The organism is Streptomyces sp. NPDC037242, from assembly GCF_055604165.1.
In genome coordinates this window covers 34,868-56,229 of record NZ_JBVJUY010000047.1, presented here as the reverse complement: position 1 = coordinate 56,229, position 21,362 = coordinate 34,868, and the positions used below count along the sequence as shown (strand labels likewise).

Genomic DNA, 21,362 nt, shown 5'->3' with positions numbered 1-21,362 from the left:
TCCCCCCCCCCCCCCCCCCCCCCCCCCCCCCCCCCCCCCCCCCCCCCCCCCCCCCCCCCCCCCCCCCCCCCCCCCCCCGACCGGTCCGCCCGTACGGCATGGTGGTCGGATGCAGTTGCGCCGGGCCGTGCCCCTCTCCCTCGTCGCGCTCCTCGCGAGCGCCGGCTGCGTTTCGGTCGGCCCGCAGTCGCAGTCTCCCGCCGCCCCCACGCGCGGCCCCGTACCGCGGGCCGGCTCCGCCGAGGCACCCGCGCCGGGGGACGGACCGGCGGCGCTGCCCCTCGGCCGACTGCCGGCGGCCCCGGCCGGGACGGAGCCGGCGGCCGAGGCGAAGCTGGGGACCGGGGCGGAGCCGGCGGCCGACGTGCCCGCCGCGAGGGCGCCCCGGCCGCGTGCCGGACGTCCCGCGAAGCCGGCCGCGCCCCGGCGGGCGCACCCGCCCAAGACCCCGCCCGCCCGCCCCGGCCGCCCGCCGGCCCCGCAGCCGCGCGTGGACGAGCTCTGCGCGGCGGCGGAGGGCGCCGTACCGCCGTCGATCGTGGACCTGTGCATCCGCCAGTTCGGGCGCTGACCTGCGGGAAAGGCCCCATAGGCTGACGGGGGCTTGACTCTCACACTGTGTCAGGGCCTGCACTGGAGGACGTCATGTTCATCATCGGAGACTTCGCCAAGCACGGCCGGGTATCGGTCCGCATGCTGCGTCACTACGACGCGCTCGGACTGCTGCGCCCGGCCCGTGTCGACCCCGCCAGCGGCTACCGCTACTACGAGGCCGAACAGCTCGCCCGCCTCAACCGTGTCATCGCGCTCAAGGAACTCGGCTTCAGCCTGGACCAGGTGGGGTCGATCCTCGACGAGCGGGTGGGCGCGGAGGAGTTGCGCGGCATGCTGCGGCTGCGGCAGGCGGAACTGGAGTCGGCCATGGCCGCCGCGGCGGCCCGGCTGACCCAGGTCGAGACGAGGCTCCGGATCATCGAGAGCGAGGGCACCATGCCTGCTGAGGACATCGTCGTGAAGAGCCTTCCCCCGGTCCGGCTGGCCGAGCTGACCGGAGTCGCCGGGAGTTACGAGCCGCAGGACATCGGCCCGGTCATCGGGCCGCTGTACGACGAGCTGTGCCGCCGCATCGAGGCCGCCGGGGTGGCCCCGACCGGACCGGGCATCGCGTACTACGAGGACGCGGCGGGAGCCGAGCCGGGGTCGGTCCTCGTGCACGCCGGGCTGCCGGTCGCGGACGCCGTACGGGCCGAGTCGCTGGGCGGCGGCGTACGGATCGTCGAGCTGCCCGGGGTCGAGCGGGCCGCGACGGTCGTGCACCGGGGCTCGATGGACTCCGTACTGCCGACCGCCCAAGCCCTCGCGCACTGGATCGACGCGAACGGGGAGCGCTCGGCCGGGTACGCCCGCGAGCTGACCCTGGCCTGCCCGGAGGACCGGGACCAGTGGGTGACGGAGCTCCAGGAGCCGCTCGCCCGCTGAGTTCCGCCGGGTTCCGCGGGGTTCCGCCGAGTTCCGCGGGCGTCGGCCGGCCTCGTAGGATCCGCGGATGCAGCGGGTACTGGTGGTCGGGATCAGCGGAGCCGGGAAGTCCACCCTGGCCCGGGCGTTGGGACGGCGGCTCCGGCTGCCGTACCACGAGATGGACGCCCTCCATTTCACCGGGCCGGGGTGGGCCGTCAACCCGACCTACGCCGAGGACACGGCGCGGATCGCCGGGGCCGACCGGTGGATCCTCGACTCCTTCGGCGCCCCGGCCGTCCGCGACCTGCTGTGGGAGCGCGCCGACACGGTGGTCTGGCTGGACCACCCGCGGCGCGTCGTCATGCGCCGGGTACTGCTCCGCTCGCTGCGCCGGAGCCTGACGCGGGAGCGGCTGTTCGGCGGGAACCGGGAGTCATGGCGGGAGTGGCTGCGCGCCGACCACCCCGTGTGGTGGGCCTGGACGCGGTACGGGTCCCGGCGCGCGGAGATCGCACGGCGGGCCGGGGACGCGCGGTTCGCTCCGCTGACGGTGGTCCGCCTGCGTTCCCCGGGAGCGGCCGACGCCTGGCTCCGGTCTCAGGAGCCGGCGGTGCGGCGGCCGCACACGTAGGCGCAGCGCTGGGCCGTACCGCGGCGGGCCGTGCGCAGCCGGCGCACGGTGGCGTGGCCGCGGCGGCGCCACTCGGCGCGGGGCAGCCCCGCGCGCTGGCCGCCCCCGGTGATCAGGGCGTTGACGGGCGCGTACGGGTCCGCGGCCATCGTCTTCGCGAGCAGGACGCCGACCACGAGCGGGACCAGGGCCACGGCCAGCGCCGAGCCGGCGGTGGTCACGTGCTGCATGCGCGGGCGAGGTGCGGGTGCGGTGCGCACGGCGTCGGAAGTCATGTCCCCATTCGAGCAGCGGCGGCGCGGCGGGGAATCGGGGCGGATACTCAGGCCGTTGGGCGTGGAGTACTCAGACGCGGATCGGGCGGGGACGACAGCGACGGCGAGGTGGCAGCGGTGGCGACGGCACCCGGGCAGGGCTTCGAACCGGCGACGGGTGACGGCCCCGAGCCGCCGGGGTCAGGGCGGGCGGCGGAGCTGCGCACGGCCTACGAGGGGCTGTTGCAGATCCGTCGCCTGGTCAACGCCGGGGCGGACACCCGGGTTCCCGCGCCGTGGGAGTTGCTGCGGATGCCGCGTGCGGTGGCGCTCGTCCTGGAGGCGGCGGGTCTGCCCCCGTCGGCGGTGGACGCGGAGGGCCGCCGGACCCGGACGGGCTACCGGGTGACGGCGAGCCCGTCGGGGGACGGCCGGGTCGAGGTCACCTGGCTCGGCCCGCCGGGCGGCGGCGCGGCCGCGGAGGAGCAGGACCGCCTGACCGCCTGCGCCGCGGCGCTCGAACCACTGGGCTGGGTCTGCCTCCTGTACCGCGGCCCCCGCCGCCGCCGCTTCCTGGAGGTGGAACCGCCCCGCTGACGCCCCGGGCCTCAATTGAACGGGCAATGACAAGCGTCATGGCGGACACCTTCGTTGAACCTCGGGTGGTCGGGCGGCGCCCGTCCGGTGGAACACCGCCCCGGCCCGCGACACCGCTACCGGGTGGTGTCGCGGGCCGGGCCGCGGTAGCGCTCCGCGAGCACTCCCACCGCCTCCGCGAGGGCCGTGCGCAGCTCCGGCGGGTCGAGGACCTCCGCCTCCGTGCCCAGGCGGAGGAGGTCGCAGACCGCGACGTCCTGGGACTCGACGGAGAGTTCCACCCGTACCCAGCCCTCCGCGTCCGTCGGCCCGGCGCCCGCGAGGGCCCGTACGCCCACCGCCCCGAACTGCATCGGCAGCAGGCGCAGGGCGCGCGGGGAGAGGCGTACGACGGCCGTCTGGTGGTGGCGCGCCGCCTCCAGCCGCCGGGCGGACTCCTCCCAGTACGCGGCGAGCGAGAACCCGTCGGGCCGTTCGAAGCCCTCCGCGAGCGCTTCGACGCCCAGGAACCGCCCCACCCGGTACGTACGGACCGCCTCCTGCGCGGCGGGCCGGGCCACGAGGTACCAGATGCCGCCCTTGAGGACGAGGCCGAGCGGGCACAGCTCACGGTGCACCTCGCCGTTCCACCGGCGGTAGTGGGTGCGGAGCCTGCGCTGGTCCCAGACGGCCCGGGCCACCTGCGCGAGGTACGGAACGGGGTCGGCCTCCCGGAACCAGGCGGTGGCGTCCAGGTGGAAGCGGTCCTGGAGCTGCCGGGCCCGGTCGGCGAGTTCCGCGGGCAGCGCGGCCTGGAGCTTGAGCTGGGCGGCGGCCAGGTCGCCGCCGAGGCCGAGGTCCGCGGCGGGTCCCGGGGCGCCGGCGAGGAAGAGGGAGCCTGCCTGGGCGTCGGTGAGGCCGGTGAGACGGGTGCGGTAACCGTCCATCAGCCGGTACCCGCCGGCCGGTCCGCGGTCGGCGTGGACCGGAACCCCGGAGGCGCCGAGGGCTTCGACGTCCCGGTAGACGGTGCGGACGGACACCTCCAGCTCGGCGGCGAGCTCGGGGGCGGTCATCCGGCCGCGGTTCTGCAGCAGCAGGAGCAGGGAGAGGAGCCGGTCGGCGCGCATGGCGCCATTGTGCGGGGTCGCCCGCCGGTACCTGACAGCAGGTGTCAGGTATGCCGGACAGGGTGTTCCCGGGCGGGGCGGACAGCCACCCCGCCGCGAACCAGGAGGCCCACGATGCCCAGTCCCGCAAACCCCGCGAACCCCGCCGGCGGCCGTTTCACGTACAGCAACTGGGAGGAGCGGCCGGTCGGCCCCGCCGAGGGCTTCCCGCGCCTGGCCCGCGCCACGGTCACGAACGCCTTCGCCGGGGTCGTCACGGCCCCCGCGACGACCTGCGACTACACGATCACCTACTGCGCCCGGAACGTCGGGTCCTTCGCCGGGATGGAGCTGCTGTCCGGCAGCGTCGACGGCCGCAAGGGCACCTTCGTACTGGAGGAGCGCGGGACCTTCGACGCCTCCGGCACCGACTGCCGCTTCGAGGTGGTGCCCGGTTCCGGCACCGGAGACCTGACGGGCCTTTCGGGATCCGGTTCCTTCAGGGCCCGTCACGGCGAAGCCTCCGTCGAGTACGCCTTCACGTACGAACTGCGCTGAGTGCCCCCGGCTCAGTCCGGGTGGCGCAGCAGCCGCAGGGCGTTGGCGACGACCAGGAGGGTCGAGCCCTCGTGGACCAGGACCGCCGGGCCGATGCCCAGGCCGAGGACGGTGGCCGGGACGAGGACGGCGACGATGCCGAGGCTCAGCCAGAGGTTCTGGCGGATCACCCGGCTCGCGCGGCGGCTGAGGCCGGTGATGAAGGGGAGGCGGCGCAGGTCGTCGGACATCAGGGCGATGTCCGCCGTCTCCAGGGCCACCGCCGAGCCGGCCGCGCCCATCGCCACGCCGACGGTGGCTCCTGCCATGGCCGGGGCGTCGTTGACCCCGTCGCCGATCATGGCCGTACGGGCGGTGCGGCGCAGCCGGGTCACCTCGGCGACCTTGTCCTGCGGCATGAGGCCGCCGCGGACCTCGTCCATGCCGACGGCACGGCCGACCGCGTCGGCGACGCGCTGGTCGTCGCCGGACAGCATCACGGTCCGGGCCACACCGAGCCGGCGCAGGGCCGCCACGGTGTCCGCGGCCTCCGGGCGCGGGGCGTCCATCAGGCCCAGGGTGCCGAGCCAGCGGTCGCCGCGGCGCACGAGCATGGTGGTGCGGCCGGTGCGCGCGAGTTCTTCCGTACGGTCGCGCAGTGCGGCCGGGACGGGCGGTCCCGCGAGGGAGTCGGCGTAGGACAGGCTGCCGATGTGGACGCTCTCCCCGTCGACTTCGGCGAGGATCCCGCGGCCGATGACGGCCCGCAGGTTCCCGGCCTCCGGCGTCGGGGCGCCCGCCAGGAGCCCGGCGCCGTCGCGGACCACGGCCTGCGCGAGCGGGTGGTCGCTGAGCCGCTGCGCGGCGACGGCGGTGCTCAGCAGTTCCTCGCGTCCGCTGCCGTCGGCCGGCTCGATCTCGGTGAGGCGCGGGCGCCCCTCGGTCAGGGTGCCCGTCTTGTCGAAGGCGACGGTCCGCAGGCGGCCGAACTCCTCCAGCGGCGCCCCGCCCTTGACCAGCACTCCCCCGCGGGCGGCGCGGCCCACCGCGCTGAGTACGGCGGCCGGGGTGGCGATGGCGAGGGCGCACGGGCTGGCGGCCACGAGGACGGCCATGGCGCGGTAGAAGGTGTCGGTGAAGGGCTCGCCGGTGAGCGCGCCGAAGGCGAGCAGGGCGGCGGCGAGCACGAGCACACCCGGTACGAAGAACTTCTGGAAGCGGTCGGTGAACCGCTGGGTCGGCGAGGTGCGCTCCTCGGCGTCCTGGACCATCCGGACCACCCTGGCCAGCGTGTTGTCCCCGGCGAGCCGCGTGACGACCACGTCGAGGGCGCCGGCGCCGTTGACGGTGCCGGCATAGACCCGGCTGCCCGGGTCCACGCCCGCCGGGTCCGCGAGGGCGGCGGCCGGGTCCGCGACCGGCGTCTTGTCGGCGGGCACGCTCTCGCCGGTGATGGGGGCCTGGTCCACGCTGCTGCCGCCCTCGGTGACGAATCCGTCGGCCGGGACGCGGGCGTGCGGGCGGACCAGCACGGTGTCGCCCACGGTCAGCTGCTCGACGGGCACCTCGGCCGGGGCTCCGGAGCCGCGCCGCACGAGTGCGGTGCGCGGGGCCAGCTCGGCGAGGGCCTCGATGGAGCGCCGGGCGCGGCCCATCGCGTACCCCTCCAGGGCATGGCCGAGGCTGAACAGGACGAGGAGTACGGCGCCCTCCTCCCAGCGGCCGATCGCGGCGGCGCCGGCCGCGGCGACGAGCATCAGGAAGTCGACCTGGAAGCGTCCCCGGCGCACGGTGGCGACGGCCTCGCGGAGGGTGAAGAACCCGCCGAAGGCGTACGCCGCCATGAAGAGGGCCTGCGGGACGGGCCCGCCGCGGCCGGTCAGCTGGAGGGTCAGACCCGTGAGGTAGACGGTGAGGGCGAGCAGGGCGCTGACCAGCTCCGCGCGCTCGCCGAGGATTCCGCTGGGGCGGCCGCCTTCGCGGCCCTTCTCCGTAGCCATGACATCAATATATCAGCATGTTGAAATATATGAACCTGTACACGTCCTGATCTGCTGACTTATGGTGGTGACCATGGATTCCCAGGCCGCCCAGCCGCCCCTTCTCGACGAAACCGAGGCGACCGCCGTCGCGGAGGTCATGCAGGGCCTCGCCTCGCCCGCCCGGATCCGCATCCTGGCGCGCCTGCTGCACGGCCCCTGTTCGGTCGGCGTGTTGGCCGAGGCCCTCGGCCTGGGCCAGCCCACGGTCTCCAACCACCTGCGGCTGCTGCGCCACCTCGACCTCGTGATCGGCCGCCGCGACGGGCGGAGCGTGGTCTACGCACTGCACGACGCGCACGTCACCGCCCTGCTGCGGCAGGTGCTGGCGCACGTCCACCACGGGCCGGACCAGACGTAGGAGGGGCGCGGACCATGGTGGTCCGCGCCCCTCCGGCCGTCCGGCCGCTATGGCCCTCCGGCCCTCATGACTCGTCGGCCCTTACGGCGCCCCGAAGGTCAGGGTCAGCTTCGGCGTCCCCTCCCCCGCCTGGGCCTCCGAGGACCACAGCCACAGGGCATCCGTACCGGCGCCGGTCAGCGCCAGGCCGTAGCTCCCGCCGAGCGCCGCCGCGACCGTGCCCGCGTTCAGCCCCGCGGTGTGCACCGCCGAGCCGTCGGGGATCCCGGCGAAGCTGCCGAGGGCCGGGCCGCCCAGCCCCGGGCGGTTGTTGTACGTCGTACCGGCCTCGGTCCACGATCCGGTGATCGGGACCACCGAGACCGTGTCCGCCGTACCGGCGCCGCTCATGGTGCTGGTCTTCACGCTGAGCGCGGCCGACTTGAGCACCGTGCCGGCCGGCGCGGCGGGCAGGTTGAAGCGCAGGTAGCTCGCGTACAGCGCGGTGCCGCGGACCGCCAGCGAGCTGGAGGTCCCGTAGTTGCCGTCGGGGGCGCCCGCGTTGGCGTACGTGTCCTCCGCGGCGGTCACCTGGACGACCGAGTCGGCCGGGGCGGAGGCCAGGGCGTAGTGGTTCTGCACCTGGCCCGCGCTCAGGACGGTCGGGTAGACGGCGCTCTCGTCGAGCTGGCCCGCCCAGAACTCGCTGGTCGGGCGGTCCGGCCAGCCGCCGAGGCTGTCGCCGCCGGCGTGCCAGAACCCGGCGAAGTTCTCGTGCGCGGCGACGTTCAGGGTGCCCTTCTGGGCTCCGTCCACATACAGGGTCATACCGCCGGGGCCCTGGGTGGCGACGACGTGGTGCCACTTGTTGTCGTTGTAGCGGGCGGTGCCGGCGGTGGTGATGGTGCGGGGGGAGCCCGTGTAGACGCCGTAGACCAGCCGGCCGTCATTGGTCATGTAGATGTGCTTGTCGAACTGACTGCTGTTGCGGGCCTGGTTGTTCCCGAAGCCGAAGAGCTTTCCGCCTCGGGTGGTGCTCGTCTTGAACCAGGTCTCGATGCTGTAGGCGCTGCCCACGGTCTGCCGGTTGTCCGCGTAGACCCGGGTGTCCGTGCCGTTGAAGCCGATCGCCGTGCTCGCGCCGGAGACCGCGGCGGGCGTCTGGCGCAGGGCGGGGGCGTTCAGGTGCACGCCGCTCTCGCTGCCGCCGCCCGAGGAGTCCGCGACGAAGGGCAGGGCCGACTCGTCGTAGCGCCAGAAGAGCTGGGCGCCGTCCGAGCGGACCGCGTTCGGGTACGCGTCCGCCGAGTTCGGCACGGTCACGCTCGCCGTACCGGACAGGGCGCTCGTGTTGCCGGCCGCGTCCGTCGCCGTCACGCGGTACGTGTACGACTGGCCGGGCGAGGCGGTCGTGTCGGTCCAGGAGGCCTGCGGGCGCCGGAAGAACAGCGAGTCCGCGGTGACCGTGCCGATCGGCGTGGCCGAGCCGTTGCGGTAGATCCGGTACGTCAGGGCGCTGTCGTCGAGGTCGAGGCTGGTGCGCCAGCGCACCTGCACCTCGCCCGGCTTGAAACTGACGGCGCTCGCGACCGGCACGGTCGGTGCTCCCGTGTCACCGGTGGACGCGAACCGCGTCAGGCTCTGCTGCGCCGCCCCGTTGACGGTGGTGAACTCGCCGCCGACCCACAGGTACTGGACGCCGCCCTTGGAGCCGACGGCCATCACGCGCGGGCCGATGCCCTCGCCGATGCCGTCGTTGGTGTCGGGGGCCCAGCCGAGCTTGCCGGTCCCCGTCGTCGGCTGGGCGAGCAGGTGGTGGCGCTGGCCGTCCGGGAACTCGCCGACGCTGGAGCAGTCGTGCGCGTGCGAGGCGCTGTACAGCACGCTCTGGTACGGGAGCACGGCCTGGGTGGCGCCGAGGCAGGTGTCGCGCCACCGCTGGTTCAGGTCGCTGAGGTCGAGGGCGATCCGGCCGTCGAAGACGCCGCCGCCCGTGCCCTCGTTCGCGGTGTAGAAGCCCGTCGCGTCGGTCGCGATGTCCTTGACCACAGAGTTGGTCTCGATGAATCCCGGGTACGCCTTGGTGAGCGCGCCGCTCGTCGCGTTCACGACGGCCAGGGCGTGGGTGTTCGTACCGTTGACGGTGAAGAAGTCGCCGCCGAGTACGACGCTGCTGCCGTCGGGGGTGACCTCGACGGCGCGGCCCGGCTCGTCGGCGTTGGCCGTGAAGGGCTTGAGCGCCCCGTCGGTGGCGTCGACCGCAGCGAACCGCTCGCGCTGCTGGCCGGCGACGGTGAGGAAGTCGCCGCCGGCGTAGACGGTGTCACCGGTGACGGCGAGGGCGCGCACCGTGGCGGCGAAGGCGGGGCGGAAGCCCTGCTTCACGGTGCAGGTGGCCACGTCGATGGCGGCGAGGCTGGAGACCGGGGTGCCGTTGACGGCGCCGAAGTAGCCGCCCGCGTACAGGGTCTTCTTGTCCGGCGAGAGGGTGAGGGCGCGGACGGTGGCGGTGCCGCCGCCGACCGTGAAGGACAGCTGGCAGGAGGTCGGGGCGCCGGTCGCGGCGTCGAGGGCCGCGAAGTTCACCGCCGAGCGCTCGCTGCCGCCTCCGCCCGCGGGAGGACGTACGACGGAGAAGGTGCCGCCCACGAAGACCTGGCCGCCGGCCTCGGCGAGGGCCCAGACGACACCGTTGGGCTGCCAGGTCGACAGCGCGTCGGCGGTGAAGGCCACGGGCGGGGTGACGGCCGCCGCCTGCGGGACGAGGCCGAGGCCGATGACGGTGCCGGTTCCGGCCAAAGACAGGGCGAGAGCGGCCGCCAGCCCTCTGGATCTACGCATGAACCCCCCAGTTCGGTGTGTGTACTGGCGCACCCTAGGCCGAATCCCCGGCCCGTTCATCACACTTGACCTATCAGATGCCAAATTGCGCCACGGAGCCGCCGAGTGGCCGGTTTCCGAGGTGGCGCGGCTCGGGGCGTTGTCAGTGGTGGTTGTTAGCGTCGTGGGTGAATGATCCATACGACGGTTCGTGCAGGGGGAGACATGAAGTTCGTACGCGTGGCCGCGCTGGCGGCCTCGACCGTGGCCATGACCGCGGCGCTGGCCGGGGGCGGGGGCGTCGCACAGGCCTCGGACGGCGGGGCTCTGCTGCCGCATCCCGGGCCCGACGGGGTGGTCTGGCTGCCCGAGCGGACCGGCTCGGGAGGCGTGGTGAGCGCGGGGCTGAACGGGCACCTGGACACCGCGCTCACCGTCGCCTGCGAGGGCGGCGGAAGCATCGAGGTGACCTTCGAGGCCCACAACCTCCCGGAGTACACGCCGGTCACCTTCGCGCTGGACTGCCCGGCCGGCACCCCGGCCGAGCGCACCGTGCAGCTCGGGTCCGGCCTGTCCGGGTCGTTCGGGGTGCAGGTGACCGCCTCGGACCCCGGCATACGCTGGGGCCTGGTCCTGGCCCAGCCCGAATGACGGCGCCGGTCCCGCTGACCTTCGCGGCATGGCGCGACGGCCCGCCCAAGCGGTATGTGACCCTCGCGGAACTACTGCTCCGGCTGGGCGAGTTCGCGCTGGACCTGACCTGGGCGGTCGAGGTCTACGAAGAGGGGATCCACCCGGAGCTGGAGCGGGCGGCGGCCCTGGGCCGCATCGGGACGCTGGAACTCCTCGCCCTCGTCGCCCCCGCCCGGCAGCTGATCGACGGGGACTACGACGGGTACGACGCCGACGGCCGACTCGTGCTGGAGCTGCAGGAGTTCGACGCCACGAGCTGGGACCTGCGGACCGCGGAGCCGCTGGTACTGGACGCGGTCCGGCGGTGGTTCCCGGATGCCGAGCCGAGCCCGGCGGGGGCCTGGGACGAGTAGCGGCGCCCCCTGCCCGGCAGGGACCGGCGGAGCAGGGCGCGCCGGTCCCTGCCGGGCGGGCCACCCAGCCGGCCGCCTCCCCGGCCGGCCGGCCGGGGCCACCCTCGGGAAACCGCCCCGGACGGGCGCCCGCCCCTCTACCGTGCCTGTGGGACGGGGACGTATCGGAGGGCGGGGCGATGGACGAAGACGAAGACCTGCGGCTGGCGCGGCTGACTCCGGAGATCTCCCGCCGCACCCTGGTCATGCTGCGGGGGCTCGCCGGCCTGGAGCCCCCTGAGCAGGTGCCCGAGGACGCGATGACCGTGGCCGACGAGATCCTCGCCGAGCACGGCACCGACGGGTTGCGCGTGCTGGTGATGACCCTGGCGGCCTGGGCCACGGCCCAGATCGAGAACGTCGCCGAGCTGAGCCGGCGCAGCCACGAGGCCGTCCTGGACGCCATGGAGCTGGCCTGCCTGGAGGCCGGCGCCGAGGATTGACACCCGGCGCGGTCCGCCACGCACTGGTTCGCCCCGGCGTCGGGGACACTGGGAGTAGCGGGGGGTCCTGAGCGGAGGCCGTCGTGAGCACACCTTCCCCCATCCGGATCGCAGCCGTCCTGTCCACCGAGCACCGTGGACGCCTCATGTCCCAGGCCCGAGAGGTCAATTTCCGCGAGGGCGCGCGGATTTTCGACGAAGGCACCCGGGCGGATTCCTTCTGGATCGTCCGCTCGGGCACGGTGACCCTGGAGATCCCCGTGGCCGGCCGCCGGCCGGCCCCCATCGAGAGCCTGGGCCCCGGTGAGCTGGTCGGCTGGTCCTGGCTGTTCCCCCCGTACGTGTGGCAGTTGGGGGCCGAGGCGATGACCCCGGTCCGCGCGTACGAGTTCGACGGCTCGGCCGTGCGGATGCTCATGGACGCCGACCCCGCCTTCGGGTCCGCCATCGGCCACTGGGTCGGGCGGGTCCTCGCGACGCGGCTCCAGCAGACCCGCACCCGCCTCCTCGACCTCTACGCCCCCCGGGCCGCGGTGGGCTAGGCCGGGGGTCCCGGAGCCTCCTGAGGGTGCGCGCCGAGCCCTTTCCCGGGGGTGTGTTCAGCCGTTTCGCCGGGCCGCTCCCCCACTGGTCAACGCTCCCGCACGGCTGCGGTCTGCGGTCATTCGCTCACGATCGGTGACGAAAAATGGGGGTACGAACGGGCGTTCCGGTTCCGGATGGGCAAGACTCGCGTCCGTTATCCGAAACGACCACGCAAGGAGTGTTCGAAATGCGGTCCATCGCCAGGAGTCTGGGACTCACTTCCGCCGCAATGGGGCTCGCCGCCCTCACCGCCCTCGTCGGTTCCGGCGCGGCCGACGCCGCGCCGTCCGGCACGGAGTCCCTGTACGCCCCGTCCGTGCTCGTGCTCAGCCTCACGGACGGGGCGGACGCCGACAACGGCACGGTGCGGCGCGCCGTCACCCTGGTCTGCGCGCCCCGGCCGGGCGGCACGCACCCGTCCCCGGCCGCCGCATGCGCCGAATTACGAGCGCACGGGCCCGACCTCGACGCCCTGGCGGAGCCGCGCTCCGACGCGGCGTGTACCAGGGAGTGGAACCCGGTCACCGTGGCGGCCGACGGGGTGTGGCAGGGCCGCCGGCTGAACTACACGTACACCTTCGCCAACCCGTGCGGCATGCGGAACAGCAGCGGCGTACTGTTCGGGATCTGAACCGCCCGCCGAGCCGCCGACCCGGCCGGGCGGCGCCGTGCGACCGCCGTCCGGCCCTCCCGCCCCCGCGAGGGGGCGGGCGTCAGCCCAGCTCCAGGCTGGTGACCCCGTACAGGCCCGCGAGGTCCAGCTCCGGGGCCGGGCCGGTGTACATCCGGGCGGCCTCGAAGGTCGGGACCAGCCCCAGGCCGGTGAAGAGGGCCGCGGCCCGCGGATGGGCGTCGGGCACATCGACGGCGACCACCCCGTCCGGCGCGTGCCGCGCGAGCCCCCGCAGCAGGGCGGCCGCGACCTCGGGGGTGTCGGCGTAGAGCGGGCCGATCCGGGAGGCGGCGCTGCACGGCCGGATGACGCCGAGGCCCTCGATCCGCCCGTCCCGTACGGCGGCCAGGGCGGTCCGCCCGGGCAGGCCGACCCAGGCGGACAGGAACGCGTCGCGCGACTCGGGGAAGAACCGCCGGTCGTAGGCGGCGAGTTGCCCGAAGGGCAGCGAGGCGGCGTCCACGATACCGACGCCGCCCCCGTCTCCGTCCCCGTGCGCCTCGCCGGGGGCTCCCTCGTAGCGGACGTTGTTCCAGGCCGGAAGGAATCCGGACTTGCGGTAGTTGGCCTGCTGTTCGACCACCCCGTCCAGTCCCACGAGCCGGCCGTCGAGCCGCTCCATGCCCGCGTTCCACAGCCGGATCCCGTAGCCCTGGCCCCGGACGGCCGGGCGGGCGATGTAGAACCCGATGAAGCCGAAACCGGTCCCGTACCGCACCGCGGAGATGCAGGCCACCGGCTCGCCGTCGAGCCGGCCGACGAGGAAGCCGGCCGGGTCGGCCACCATGAACGCGAACCGGTCGGAATCTCCCGGGTTCCAGCCCTCCTCGTCGGCCCAGGCGCGGAACAGTCCCATGTCGGCGGCGCTCGCGCCGGTGATCTCGAATCCCGTCATGTCCGGTGTTGTACCAGATGTGACGGGACCCGCACAGCGGGGCCTGATCAGCCGTCAACAGGACGTGGCACGGCCGGTTTTCAGGGTGCGCAGATCACGTCATCGATCGCGATGGGGCTTGAGTCGAGGCGCACGTACGCCGTGAAGGTCCGCACGTCGCCCGAGCCCCAGTGGGTGGTGACGGTGGCCGACCCGACGCCCGCGACCTCCTGGACGGTGATCGGGCCGATGTCGACGCGCTGCGGCTCGTTCTGGGCGCAGAGCAGCACGTCGTACTCCGGGGTGCGCTCCTGCTTCTCCTTGAGCTGCGTGGAGACGTGTCGGTCGCGGTGGTGGCGGGAGGGGCCGTGGTGACCGTAGAAGGTGGTGAGGAACCGGCTGATCTGCGGGGCCGTGTGCTGGGCCGGAACGGGGTGGGCGAGAGCGGTGGCGGGCGTCGGGGCCAGCAGCGCGACCAGGGTCGGCACGAGGACGCCAAGGCTGTAGGGCATGAGCTTCATGTCCGGTCTGTACCCGCCCGCCCGGCCCTCGGGGGAGGTGCGCCGCGGAGATCACTCCTGTGGGGGGCGGCATTCACCGCAGTAATGCGGTCGCGGGCACGCACAACCGTTCCCTAGGCTCCCCGCATGGGAAAGCCGCTTGTCGCAGTGTTCAGCGGGGCCGGGATGTCCACCGATTCCGGGATTCCGGACTACCGCGGGCCGCAGGGGCTGTGGCGGCGGGAGCCGGACGCCGAGAAGCTCGTGACGTACGAGTACTACATGGCCGATCCCGAGATCCGCCGCCGCTCCTGGCTGATGCGGGCGGAGATCGGCGCGCTCGGGGCGCAGCCGAACGCCGCGCACCGGGCCGTCGCCGCACTGGAGGCGGCCGGGACCCCGGTGCGGGTGATCACACAGAACGTGGACGGGCTGCACCAGCTCGCCGGGATGCCCGCGCGCAAGGTGTTCGAGCTGCACGGCACCGCCCGGGCCGTGGTCTGCACGCGCTGCCCCGCCCGGTCGGAGATGGACGCGGCACTGGCCCGGGTCGCCGCCGGGGAGCCGGATCCCGCCTGCCTGGCGTGCGGCGGGATCCTCAAGGCGGCGACGGTGATGTTCGGCGAGCGGCTCGACACGCAGGTGCTGGCACAGGCCGTGGCCGTCGCGAAGGGGTGCAGCGTCTTCATCGCCGTCGGGTCGACGCTCCAGGTGCAGCCGGCGGCCTCGCTGGCCGGGATGGCCGCGGAGGCCGGGGCCCGCCTGATCATCGTGAACGCCGAGGAGACCCCGTACGACTCCCTCGCGGACGAGCTGATCCGCGAGCCGATCGGGACGGCGCTCCCGGCCCTGTTGACCCGGATCACCGACCTGTCCGGACAGCAGTAGGCGGGCTACGAGCCGTCGGCCGCCCGTCGCATCGCCGCCACGTCCAGCTTCTTCATCTCCATCATGGCGGCGGTCGCGCGGGCGGCCCTGCCCGGGTCGGGGTCCGAGATCAGGTCAATGGCCTCGGTGGGGACGACCTGCCAGGACAGGCCGAACTTGTCCTTGAGCCAGCCGCAGACGGACTCCTGGCCGCCGTCCTTGGTCAGCACCTCCCAGTAGTGGTCCACCTCCGCCTGGTCGGCGCAGTGGATCTGGAAGGAGACCGCTTCGGTGAAGGGGAACTGCGGGCCGCCGTTGAGGCCGATGAAGTTCTGTCCGTTGACCTCGAACTCGACGACCATCACGTCACCGGCCCGGCCGGGGCCCGCCTCGCCGTAGCGGCCGATCCGGCCGAGCTTGCCGTCCTTGAAGACGGACAGGTAGAAGTCCGCGGCGGCTTCCGCGTTGCCGTCGAACCACAGGCAGGTGGTGAAGGGCTTGCTGGTCATGACTGTCTCCAGGGTGTGCGTCGAAACCGTCTCGCACATACAGACCGGCCCCGGCACCGAAATTCATCGGTGGGGCCGGGGCCGGTCCGTGTCCGTCCTGGAATGCACCCGTCGGGGCTACATTTCGAGCATGCGGTCGACGACCCGCTCCGTCGCGCGGCCGTCGTCCAGGTCGCAGAACTCCTCGCGGAACGCCGCCCTCGCCTGCGCGTACTGCGCTCCCACCGCGTCCGCGTTCCGCACGGCCGCGATCAGGGCGGCCGAGTCGGACAGCAGCGGGCCGGGGGCCTTCTCCTCCAGGTCGAAGGTGAAGCCGCGCAGCGTGTCGCGGTAGTGCTTCAGGTCGTACGTGTAGAGCAGGATCGGCCGGTCGGTGAGCGCGAAGTCGAAGATCGCGGAGGAGTAGTCCGAGATCAGTACGTCCGCGACCAGCAGCAGGTCCGTGGTGTCGGGCCAGCGCGACACGTCCACGACGAAACCGTCCCGGACCCCGTCGCGGACCTGCTCGTTCACCTTGTGGTGGCCGCGGATCAGCAGGACGTGGTCCTCGCCGAGCTCGCGCCGGGCCTCGTCCAGATCGATCCGCAGGTCGAGCTTGTAGGCGCCGCCGAGCCAGGCCAGCCGGTTCTCCCGCCAGGTGGGCAGGTACAGGACGACCTTCTTGCCCTCGGGCAGGCCGAGCCGGCGCCGGACCTCCGCGATCCGCTGCGCGTCGGGCCGTACGAGCGCGTCCGTGCGTGGGCTGCCGGCCTCGATGACCTCGCCGTCGTAGCCCAGGGCGCGCTTGAGGATCGGCGTGGCGTACGAGCTGGGCGAGGCGAGCAGCGACCACTGGGCGCTGTCGTGCTCCAGCCCGGCCAGCACCTCGGGGCTCGTGTAGTAGGTGTGGTTGAAGTCGTGGCCGATCTGCTTCAGCGGGGTGCCGTGCCAGGTCTGTACGACGATCTGGCCGGGCCGGCGCAGGAAGGGCATCGGCACGCTGTCGTTGACCACGTAGTACCGGGCGCGGGCCAGCACCTCCCAGGCCTCCAGGCTGCCGTACTGCACGGCGCGGGCGGTCGCCGGGACCTCGGCGCGGCCGTCGCGGACCAGCCAGACGTGGTCCAGCTGCACGCCTCGGCGCACCAGCTCCTCGTGGATGGCGCGGGGCGAGTCGCCGGCGCCGTTCCCCTTGAAGGCGTCGTAGACGACCATGTCCTTGACCGGCAGGGCCCGCTGCGCCGGGTAGGTCACGTCGCGGGCGACGCGCTGTGCGTAGCGCGAGCGGTCGTGCGGGCTGAGCAGCGGGTCGGCGACGAGCGCCATCCGGTCGTGCAGCCTGGCCTCGACGCGCATGCGGCGGCCCTGCGCGGTGAAGGCGTGGGGGCCGGAGGTGAGCACGGGGGCCACGAGCTGGACGGGCGCGCCCCGGCCCACGCCGAGCAGCCCGGCGGTGGTCCCGCCCTGGGCGGTGGGGCGCAGCGTGGCCCACCAGCGGCCGTGCGGGAGGGTGGTGCGGCCGGCGTACGGCTCGGGGAGCACGGGCTCGAAGGAGGCTTCGAAGCGGTCGCCGTCGCGGGTGACGGGGTAGCCGAACTCCATCCCGTACATGTTGTGCAGGACCAGCTCGTACGGCTCGTCGGCGGGCGCGGCGAACCGGCCCCGCAGGGTCAGGGTGCCGTCCTGCGCGGAGATCTCGTCGACCAGCGGGGGCGAGGCCTGGACGGAGAGGACCAGGTGGCCGCCGGGGCCGCGCTTGGCGAAGACCGTACGGTCGGCGTCGTCACCGGGGACCGGCAGGACCAGTCCGGTGAAGCCGCCGCGCTCGTCGTGCGCGAGGGGGTGGCGCTTGCCGTCGGCCCGGACCACGCTGAGGTTCCAGGGCTCGGGGCTCCACTCGCCGGCCTGGTCGTCGGTGTCCGGTACGGCGCCCAGCTCGTCGAGGGAGAGCCGCACGGTGAAGGGGATCCGGCCGCCGGGGCCGCCGGGGCTGGCGGGCGCGGTGTCCAGGGGGACGGTGATGACGGCGCCGGATCCGGCGTGCTCCGCGCGCAGGCAGGCGCCCTCGCCGACCTCGGCGGCGAGCTCGCCCACCAGCTCGACGGTGTCCGCGCCGACGGGCCGTACGTCCAGGGCCCGGGCGCGGACGATCTCCACCTGCACGGTGAGCGCGCCCACGGCGGTGGGCAGGATGCGCACGTCGGGGGCCACCCAGTGCGGGTGCGGGGTCAGGCCGCTGTCGTGTTCGCCGCCCTTGAGGCGGGCCCGGTGCAGGCCGCCGGCGCCGGTGACGGCGATGGAGGTCGTCCATACGCCCTCGCGCCACTTGCCGCCCGACTGGAAGACCGTGGGGTCCACGACCGCGGTGAAGCCGGCCCAGTCGGCGTGCCGCAGTGCGAGGTGCGGGGCTTCCACGGTGGCCATGGGGGAGGCGACCGTGCGGGTGCTGACGACGGTGCGGCGGCGCTTGCCGTTCTCGCGGAAGATCAGCATCTTGCGGGAGCCCAGGCGGCTCTCGGCGCCCATGTGTCCGGGCAGGGCGTAGCCGCGCAGCAGCAGCTTGCCGTCGCTCCAGACGGCCTGTTCGAGGCGGCTGACGACGCGGCGCTCGCGCGGTCCGAGGGTGAGGACCTTGGCCGGGACGGGCGGGCGGCCGTGCAGGAAGGGGTAGTCGGCCTGGGGGCGGGCCAGTCCCTTGACCGGCACGCTGTAGGTGAAGTCCTTCTGGTGCTTCTGGAGGGCGATGAACTCCTCGACGCGGCCTTCCCGTGCGAGGTACGCCTTGAGGCGGTCGGCGACGGTGAGGTCGGACCAGGGGTCGGTGCCGATCTCCCGGATGAGCTGGCCGGCCTCCTTGACGAAGGCGGCGCGGAACTCCGGTCCGGCCTCGGGCACGTACTTGTAGATGAGCGGGAGTTCCTCGCTCAGCACGTTGCGGTCGTATTCGCGCAGGTAGCGGGTGTACTTCTCGCCCGGCTTGCCCTGGAGGGCCGCGCGCACCAGGCGTACGGACTCCACGCGGTCGGTGAGGGAGACCGGGTCGGTGGCGCGCTGGGTGATGGAGCGCTCGCCGGTCTCGCGGACGCGCCAGTGGTAGACGACGTCGCCGATGATGTCGACGCTGGTGGCGAAGTAGTGCGCGGGGATGCTGACGGGGGCGTCCTCGTAGAGGATGCCCTCCGGGTACTGGAAGCCGTGCTCTTCCCAGAAGGTGCGCCGGTAGACCTTGTTCCACGCGGTGCGGTCCGTGACGAGCGCCGGGAACTTGGAGATGTGGGTCTTCAGCTGGGTCCGGGCGAAGGCGATGCGGTGGCCCCAGGACTGCTGCATGCCGACGGAGCGGAAGCGCTTGACGTTGCCGGCGGAGAAGTCCGAGCCGGTCTCGTCGAGGGTGGCGACCAGCTTGGCGTACGCGTCCGGCGGCATGGTGTCGTCACTGTCGACGAAGGCCAGGAATTCGCTGCCCTCGCAGATGTGCCGGACGCCCACGTTGCGGGCGGCGCCCAGTCCGGCGTTCTCCTGCAGGACCACTCGGAAGCGGCTGTCCCGCGCGGCGAACGCCTTGGCTATCACCGCACTGCCGTCCGTCGACCCGTCGTCGACGATCACGACCTCGAAATCTTCGAAGGTCTGCGCGGCGATGGACTCCAGGCACTCATCGAGGTAGAGCTCGACGTTGTAGACGGGGACGACGATGCTCAGGCGCGGGGGCATGGGTGGCGGGTTCTCCAGCGTTTTTTGCTTTGTCGATGATCAGCCGATTACAGCATCCTACTCTGTAACAGGATGATAAATTCCGGTCATCTCGGACATCTCACCAACGGCTGCCGGGGCGGACGGCAAAGAATTCAACCGCCCGCCACCCAGCCGTCGAAAGTCGGCGCGGGCCCGCCGGCCGCGCCCGCCGGTGGACCGTCCGGCCGGACTCCGGTCAGACCTCCAGTTCGGCTTCGATCTTCTTCAGCTGGTGCCGCGCCATCGCCAGGTTGGCCCGCCCCTTGTCGAGCGCGAGGTAGAGGAAGAAGCCCGTGGCCCCGCGGCCCTTCAGCAGCCGGATCAGGTGGTACTGGCTGCCGAGCGTGATCAGGATGTCCTCGATCTCGTCGTTGAGGCCGAGCATCTCCATCGTGCGGACCTTGGCGCGCACCACGTCGGTGTTGCCCGCGGCCGCGACCGCGAGGTCGAGGTCCTTGCCGCCGCCGAGGGTGCCGAGGGCCATGCCGCTGCCGTAGTCGACCAGGGCGGCGCCGAGCGCGCCGTCGATGGTGGTGGTGGCTTCCTTGAGCGCGGTCTCCACGTTGGCCATGAGTGACTCCTCTTTTCCGGTTCTGCTGTCCTGTGATTTCGGTACGGTCGGTGGTCTACGGGCCCGGCCCCGCGCGGCTTCAGCCCTGCGGGGCCGCGGCGCTCCGGCGCCCGAGGCTGTGATCGATGAGCTCGGATATCCGCAGGCTGGAGCGGCGGGCCTCCAGGTGGAGGCGGCCGACGTTGACGCGCGGCTCCGCCATCAGCGTCAGGACGGCCGCCTCGCCCGCCGCGTAGGTGGCGACGTAGCCGAGCTCGCCGCGCACCAGCAGTTCGCGGAATACGCCCTGGCCGGTGCTGTCGCTGAGCCGCTGCGCCACCCCGAGGGCGGCCGCGGTCAGGGCGGCGACGGACTCGGCCTCGGCGGCGGCGCTGTCCTGGGCGAGCACCAGCCCGTCGGCGCTCGCGGCGAGGGCGCCGGTCAGCTGGGGGACGCGGGCCCGCAGCCGCCGGAGCTCGGCGAGTATCTCGGCTTCCGCTTCGGCGGGCACCGTACTCATGTCGGCCTTTCTCCTTTCGGGCTGCCTCCGCTCGGAGCGGTCGGCGCGCAGGGCCGGTCGCAGCGGGAGCCTCACAGGCTTGCCTCCAGTGCGTCGCGTAACCGGCGGAGCAGCGCCACGTCCGGGGATTGGGCCTGGGTCATCCAGTCGGGCAGGGGTGTTTCGGCAGGCGCCGCTGCGGGCGCGTGCGGGGTCTCGACGAGTCCCGCCGCCGCGAGGCGCCGTACGTCGAGCAGGGTGTGGAAGGCCGGCCGGCCCAGCACCCAGGCGAGGTCCGCGGGGGTGCGTACGCCGTCGGCCCGGGCGAGCAGGATGCGCTGACGGGCGGTCACGGTCTGGCCCGGGGCCGCGGCCCGGGGCACCACGGGGGCGGTGTCCAGCAGCGGGTACGGCCAGACGGCGTCGAGCAGCTCCCGGCGGCGCCGGGTCTCGCGCTCGACGGCGGCCGCCGGGACGGAGCGGACGGAGCCGATCCAGTGGGTGGCACCGCGGCGGAACCGGGAGGGACCGCTGCCCGGGGAGAGCGCGAAGAAGGCGGCGTCGAAGATCGCGGCGAGATGGCAGATCTCCAGTTCACCGCCGGCCATGCCTCCGCTGTCGACGAGGAAGCGGGCGACCTGGCGCCGGGCGCCGGCCTGGTTGACGGCTTCCTTCCAGCGCTCGGGGGCGAGGGCGCCGCCGGTGGTCAGCAGGACGTCGAGGCCCGGGGTGGCCGGGCTCTCCGCGTGCACGACGCGGCCGTTCTCCAGGAACAGGGTGCCGCGGTCGCGGAGCAGGGCGCCGGTGGCGCGCTCCGCGGCGAGCCGGGTGAGGAGCGGCGAGACGGCGACAGCACCCGGGCCGGGGCCGGCGCCGGTCATCTGAGCACCAGCCCTTCGGCGAGGGTCCGGAGTCTGTGCCGGGCCAGGGCGAGGTTACCGTCCGCGCGGTCGAGCCACAGGTGCAGGAAGACGCTGCTGTCGAAGCTCGTCTCGACGAAGCGGAGCACGTGGTAGCCGGTGCGGGTGGTGACGATCAGGTCCTCGACGGGCAGCCCCGCTCCCGCTGCGCCGTCACCGCTCGCCGGGCCTGCCTCCGCCGGGGCGAACGACTCGTACTCGGCGGCCGCCCGGGCCAGCTCGGCGGTCTCGGCGGCGGTGGTCTCGTGGTCCCCCACCGGCGAGTCCCCGGCGGTGCCGAGGGCCAGACCGCTGCTCCAGTCGACGAGCGCGGCCCCCCGCGCCCCTGGCAGGGCCATGGCTTCGAGCAGGCATTCGTCGATCCCGGGCACGCGGG

Annotated in this window: 24 protein-coding genes; 12 read left to right on the top strand and 12 right to left on the bottom strand. The window is 73.6% G+C overall.

The features are described 5' to 3' along the window. Positions 1-109: 109 nt before the first annotated feature. The 3 genes from ACZ7GJ_RS35975 to ACZ7GJ_RS35965 all read left to right on the top strand — a co-directional run bounded on the left by ACZ7GJ_RS35975 (position 110) and on the right by ACZ7GJ_RS35965 (position 2,092). The gene (locus ACZ7GJ_RS35975; protein WP_470757930.1) at positions 110-571 is read left to right on the top strand and encodes a hypothetical protein; all 462 of its coding nucleotides are present in this window, start codon (positions 110-112) and stop codon (positions 569-571) included. Positions 572-645: 74 nt separating this feature from the next. After that, positions 646-1,479: a MerR family transcriptional regulator gene (locus ACZ7GJ_RS35970; RefSeq protein ID WP_470757929.1), complete on the top strand. Its 834-nt coding sequence runs from the start codon at positions 646-648 to the stop codon at positions 1,477-1,479. Between the two features lie 67 nt (positions 1,480-1,546). Beyond that, complete coding sequence (locus tag ACZ7GJ_RS35965) at positions 1,547-2,092, top strand: P-loop NTPase family protein (RefSeq protein WP_470757928.1); 546 nt, start codon at positions 1,547-1,549, stop codon at positions 2,090-2,092. Here the strand turns inward: ACZ7GJ_RS35965 and ACZ7GJ_RS35960 are convergent. Continuing rightward, positions 2,059-2,367, bottom strand: a complete 309-nt coding sequence (locus ACZ7GJ_RS35960) for a hypothetical protein (RefSeq protein ID WP_470757927.1) — start codon at positions 2,365-2,367, stop codon at positions 2,059-2,061. The genes ACZ7GJ_RS35965 and ACZ7GJ_RS35960 overlap by 34 nt on opposite strands. Before the next feature lie 117 nt (positions 2,368-2,484). Here ACZ7GJ_RS35960 and ACZ7GJ_RS35955 point away from each other — a divergent pair, with 117 nt between their 5' ends. Beyond that, complete coding sequence (locus ACZ7GJ_RS35955) at positions 2,485-2,943, top strand: hypothetical protein (RefSeq protein ID WP_470757926.1); 459 nt, start codon at positions 2,485-2,487, stop codon at positions 2,941-2,943. Between the two features lie 116 nt (positions 2,944-3,059). Here ACZ7GJ_RS35955 and ACZ7GJ_RS35950 read toward each other — a convergent pair whose 3' ends face one another. Further along, positions 3,060-4,052 carry a helix-turn-helix transcriptional regulator gene (locus ACZ7GJ_RS35950; RefSeq protein WP_470757925.1) on the bottom strand — a complete coding sequence of 331 codons (993 nt, stop codon included), beginning with the start codon at positions 4,050-4,052 and terminating at the stop codon, positions 3,060-3,062. Between the two features lie 114 nt (positions 4,053-4,166). Here ACZ7GJ_RS35950 and ACZ7GJ_RS35945 point away from each other — a divergent pair, with 114 nt between their 5' ends. Next, the gene (locus ACZ7GJ_RS35945) at positions 4,167-4,589 is read left to right on the top strand and encodes a DUF3224 domain-containing protein (RefSeq protein WP_470757924.1); all 423 of its coding nucleotides are present in this window, start codon (positions 4,167-4,169) and stop codon (positions 4,587-4,589) included. A gap of 11 nt (positions 4,590-4,600) precedes the next feature. Here the strand turns inward: ACZ7GJ_RS35945 and ACZ7GJ_RS35940 are convergent, their stop codons facing one another. Beyond that, entirely contained in the window at positions 4,601-6,568 is a 1,968-nt protein-coding gene (locus tag ACZ7GJ_RS35940) for a heavy metal translocating P-type ATPase (protein ID WP_470757922.1), read from the bottom strand. A gap of 73 nt (positions 6,569-6,641) precedes the next feature. On the opposite strand from ACZ7GJ_RS35940, the gene ACZ7GJ_RS35935 reads away from it, so the two are divergent. Further along, on the top strand, positions 6,642-6,968 hold the full coding sequence (locus ACZ7GJ_RS35935; protein ID WP_470757920.1) for an ArsR/SmtB family transcription factor: 327 nt from the start codon (positions 6,642-6,644) through the stop codon (positions 6,966-6,968). A gap of 81 nt (positions 6,969-7,049) precedes the next feature. Here ACZ7GJ_RS35935 and ACZ7GJ_RS35930 read toward each other — a convergent pair whose 3' ends face one another. Then, on the bottom strand, positions 7,050-9,788 hold the full coding sequence (locus ACZ7GJ_RS35930) for a DNRLRE domain-containing protein (protein ID WP_470757918.1): 2,739 nt from the start codon (positions 9,786-9,788) through the stop codon (positions 7,050-7,052). A 204-nt stretch (positions 9,789-9,992) separates the two neighbouring features. Between ACZ7GJ_RS35930 and ACZ7GJ_RS35925 the strand changes: the two genes are divergently transcribed. The 5 genes from ACZ7GJ_RS35925 (at position 9,993) to ACZ7GJ_RS35905 (ending at position 12,511) form a co-directional block, all read left to right on the top strand. Further along, complete coding sequence (locus tag ACZ7GJ_RS35925) at positions 9,993-10,418, top strand: hypothetical protein (protein ID WP_470757916.1); 426 nt, start codon at positions 9,993-9,995, stop codon at positions 10,416-10,418. Further along, complete coding sequence (locus tag ACZ7GJ_RS35920; RefSeq protein WP_470757915.1) at positions 10,415-10,813, top strand: hypothetical protein; 399 nt, start codon at positions 10,415-10,417, stop codon at positions 10,811-10,813. Before ACZ7GJ_RS35925 ends, ACZ7GJ_RS35920 begins: the two co-directional genes overlap by 4 nt. 179 nt (positions 10,814-10,992) lie before the next feature. Continuing rightward, positions 10,993-11,295 carry a hypothetical protein gene (locus tag ACZ7GJ_RS35915; RefSeq protein WP_470757913.1) on the top strand — a complete coding sequence of 101 codons (303 nt, stop codon included), beginning with the start codon at positions 10,993-10,995 and terminating at the stop codon, positions 11,293-11,295. Between the two features lie 83 nt (positions 11,296-11,378). After that, positions 11,379-11,837 (top strand): Crp/Fnr family transcriptional regulator, encoded by a 459-nt coding sequence (locus ACZ7GJ_RS35910; RefSeq protein WP_470757911.1) that lies wholly within the window; start codon positions 11,379-11,381, stop codon positions 11,835-11,837. Between the two features lie 230 nt (positions 11,838-12,067). Continuing rightward, the gene (locus ACZ7GJ_RS35905) at positions 12,068-12,511 is read left to right on the top strand and encodes a subtilase-type protease inhibitor (RefSeq protein ID WP_470757909.1); all 444 of its coding nucleotides are present in this window, start codon (positions 12,068-12,070) and stop codon (positions 12,509-12,511) included. Positions 12,512-12,593: 82 nt separating this feature from the next. Here ACZ7GJ_RS35905 and ACZ7GJ_RS35900 read toward each other — a convergent pair whose 3' ends face one another. Both ACZ7GJ_RS35900 and ACZ7GJ_RS35895 read right to left on the bottom strand, forming a co-directional pair. Beyond that, positions 12,594-13,448, bottom strand: coding sequence for a GNAT family N-acetyltransferase (locus tag ACZ7GJ_RS35900; RefSeq protein ID WP_470757907.1), 855 nt, complete (start codon positions 13,446-13,448; stop codon positions 12,594-12,596). An 80-nt stretch (positions 13,449-13,528) separates the two neighbouring features. After that, positions 13,529-13,948 carry a hypothetical protein gene (locus ACZ7GJ_RS35895; RefSeq protein WP_470757905.1) on the bottom strand — a complete coding sequence of 140 codons (420 nt, stop codon included), beginning with the start codon at positions 13,946-13,948 and terminating at the stop codon, positions 13,529-13,531. Positions 13,949-14,074: 126 nt separating this feature from the next. Between ACZ7GJ_RS35895 and ACZ7GJ_RS35890 the strand changes: the two genes are divergently transcribed. Beyond that, positions 14,075-14,815, top strand: a complete 741-nt coding sequence (locus ACZ7GJ_RS35890; protein WP_470757903.1) for an SIR2 family NAD-dependent protein deacylase — start codon at positions 14,075-14,077, stop codon at positions 14,813-14,815. Between the two features lie 5 nt (positions 14,816-14,820). Here ACZ7GJ_RS35890 and ACZ7GJ_RS35885 read toward each other — a convergent pair whose 3' ends face one another. The 6 genes from ACZ7GJ_RS35885 to ACZ7GJ_RS35860 form a co-directional block, all read right to left on the bottom strand. Beyond that, complete coding sequence (locus tag ACZ7GJ_RS35885; RefSeq protein ID WP_470757901.1) at positions 14,821-15,303, bottom strand: VOC family protein; 483 nt, start codon at positions 15,301-15,303, stop codon at positions 14,821-14,823. A 117-nt stretch (positions 15,304-15,420) separates the two neighbouring features. Beyond that, complete coding sequence (locus ACZ7GJ_RS35880) at positions 15,421-18,996, bottom strand: bifunctional glycosyltransferase/CDP-glycerol:glycerophosphate glycerophosphotransferase (RefSeq protein ID WP_470757899.1); 3,576 nt, start codon at positions 18,994-18,996, stop codon at positions 15,421-15,423. A gap of 217 nt (positions 18,997-19,213) precedes the next feature. Further along, positions 19,214-19,588: a hypothetical protein gene (locus tag ACZ7GJ_RS35875; protein WP_470757897.1), complete on the bottom strand. Its 375-nt coding sequence runs from the start codon at positions 19,586-19,588 to the stop codon at positions 19,214-19,216. 79 nt (positions 19,589-19,667) lie between these two features. Further along, positions 19,668-20,087, bottom strand: a complete 420-nt coding sequence (locus ACZ7GJ_RS35870; protein WP_470757895.1) for a roadblock/LC7 domain-containing protein — start codon at positions 20,085-20,087, stop codon at positions 19,668-19,670. Positions 20,088-20,158: 71 nt separating this feature from the next. Next, a complete protein-coding gene (locus ACZ7GJ_RS35865; protein ID WP_470757893.1) occupies positions 20,159-20,947 on the bottom strand; it encodes a transcriptional regulator in 789 nt (262 codons plus the stop codon). Beyond that, positions 20,944-21,357, bottom strand: a complete 414-nt coding sequence (locus tag ACZ7GJ_RS35860) for a hypothetical protein (protein ID WP_470757891.1) — start codon at positions 21,355-21,357, stop codon at positions 20,944-20,946. The genes ACZ7GJ_RS35865 and ACZ7GJ_RS35860 overlap by 4 nt, the downstream gene beginning before the upstream one ends. Positions 21,358-21,362: the final 5 nt, after the last annotated feature.

What these genes read in the sequence shown, in the direction of transcription:
- ACZ7GJ_RS35895 (WP_470757905.1), bottom strand. Translation starts at nt 13,948, where the DNA reads ATGAAGCTCATGCCCTACAGCCTTGGCGTCCTCGTGCCGACCCTGGTC.
- ACZ7GJ_RS35885 (WP_470757901.1), bottom strand. Translation starts at nt 15,303, where the DNA reads ATGACCAGCAAGCCCTTCACCACCTGCCTGTGGTTCGACGGCAACGCG.
- ACZ7GJ_RS35920 (WP_470757915.1), top strand. Translation starts at nt 10,415, where the DNA reads ATGACGGCGCCGGTCCCGCTGACCTTCGCGGCATGGCGCGACGGCCCG.
- ACZ7GJ_RS35965 (WP_470757928.1), top strand. Translation starts at nt 1,547, where the DNA reads ATGCAGCGGGTACTGGTGGTCGGGATCAGCGGAGCCGGGAAGTCCACC.
- ACZ7GJ_RS35930 (WP_470757918.1), bottom strand. Translation starts at nt 9,788, where the DNA reads ATGCGTAGATCCAGAGGGCTGGCGGCCGCTCTCGCCCTGTCTTTGGCC.
- ACZ7GJ_RS35935 (WP_470757920.1), top strand. Translation starts at nt 6,642, where the DNA reads ATGGATTCCCAGGCCGCCCAGCCGCCCCTTCTCGACGAAACCGAGGCG.
- ACZ7GJ_RS35945 (WP_470757924.1), top strand. Translation starts at nt 4,167, where the DNA reads ATGCCCAGTCCCGCAAACCCCGCGAACCCCGCCGGCGGCCGTTTCACG.
- ACZ7GJ_RS35865 (WP_470757893.1), bottom strand. Translation starts at nt 20,947, where the DNA reads ATGACCGGCGCCGGCCCCGGCCCGGGTGCTGTCGCCGTCTCGCCGCTC.
- ACZ7GJ_RS35925 (WP_470757916.1), top strand. Translation starts at nt 9,993, where the DNA reads ATGAAGTTCGTACGCGTGGCCGCGCTGGCGGCCTCGACCGTGGCCATG.
- ACZ7GJ_RS35940 (WP_470757922.1), bottom strand. Translation starts at nt 6,568, where the DNA reads ATGGCTACGGAGAAGGGCCGCGAAGGCGGCCGCCCCAGCGGAATCCTC.
- ACZ7GJ_RS35870 (WP_470757895.1), bottom strand. Translation starts at nt 20,087, where the DNA reads ATGAGTACGGTGCCCGCCGAAGCGGAAGCCGAGATACTCGCCGAGCTC.
- ACZ7GJ_RS35905 (WP_470757909.1), top strand. Translation starts at nt 12,068, where the DNA reads ATGCGGTCCATCGCCAGGAGTCTGGGACTCACTTCCGCCGCAATGGGG.
- ACZ7GJ_RS35880 (WP_470757899.1), bottom strand. Translation starts at nt 18,996, where the DNA reads ATGCCCCCGCGCCTGAGCATCGTCGTCCCCGTCTACAACGTCGAGCTC.
- ACZ7GJ_RS35890 (WP_470757903.1), top strand. Translation starts at nt 14,075, where the DNA reads ATGGGAAAGCCGCTTGTCGCAGTGTTCAGCGGGGCCGGGATGTCCACC.
- ACZ7GJ_RS35950 (WP_470757925.1), bottom strand. Translation starts at nt 4,052, where the DNA reads ATGCGCGCCGACCGGCTCCTCTCCCTGCTCCTGCTGCTGCAGAACCGC.
- ACZ7GJ_RS35875 (WP_470757897.1), bottom strand. Translation starts at nt 19,588, where the DNA reads ATGGCCAACGTGGAGACCGCGCTCAAGGAAGCCACCACCACCATCGAC.
- ACZ7GJ_RS35975 (WP_470757930.1), top strand. Translation starts at nt 110, where the DNA reads ATGCAGTTGCGCCGGGCCGTGCCCCTCTCCCTCGTCGCGCTCCTCGCG.
- ACZ7GJ_RS35900 (WP_470757907.1), bottom strand. Translation starts at nt 13,448, where the DNA reads ATGACGGGATTCGAGATCACCGGCGCGAGCGCCGCCGACATGGGACTG.
- ACZ7GJ_RS35960 (WP_470757927.1), bottom strand. Translation starts at nt 2,367, where the DNA reads ATGACTTCCGACGCCGTGCGCACCGCACCCGCACCTCGCCCGCGCATG.
- ACZ7GJ_RS35970 (WP_470757929.1), top strand. Translation starts at nt 646, where the DNA reads ATGTTCATCATCGGAGACTTCGCCAAGCACGGCCGGGTATCGGTCCGC.
- ACZ7GJ_RS35915 (WP_470757913.1), top strand. Translation starts at nt 10,993, where the DNA reads ATGGACGAAGACGAAGACCTGCGGCTGGCGCGGCTGACTCCGGAGATC.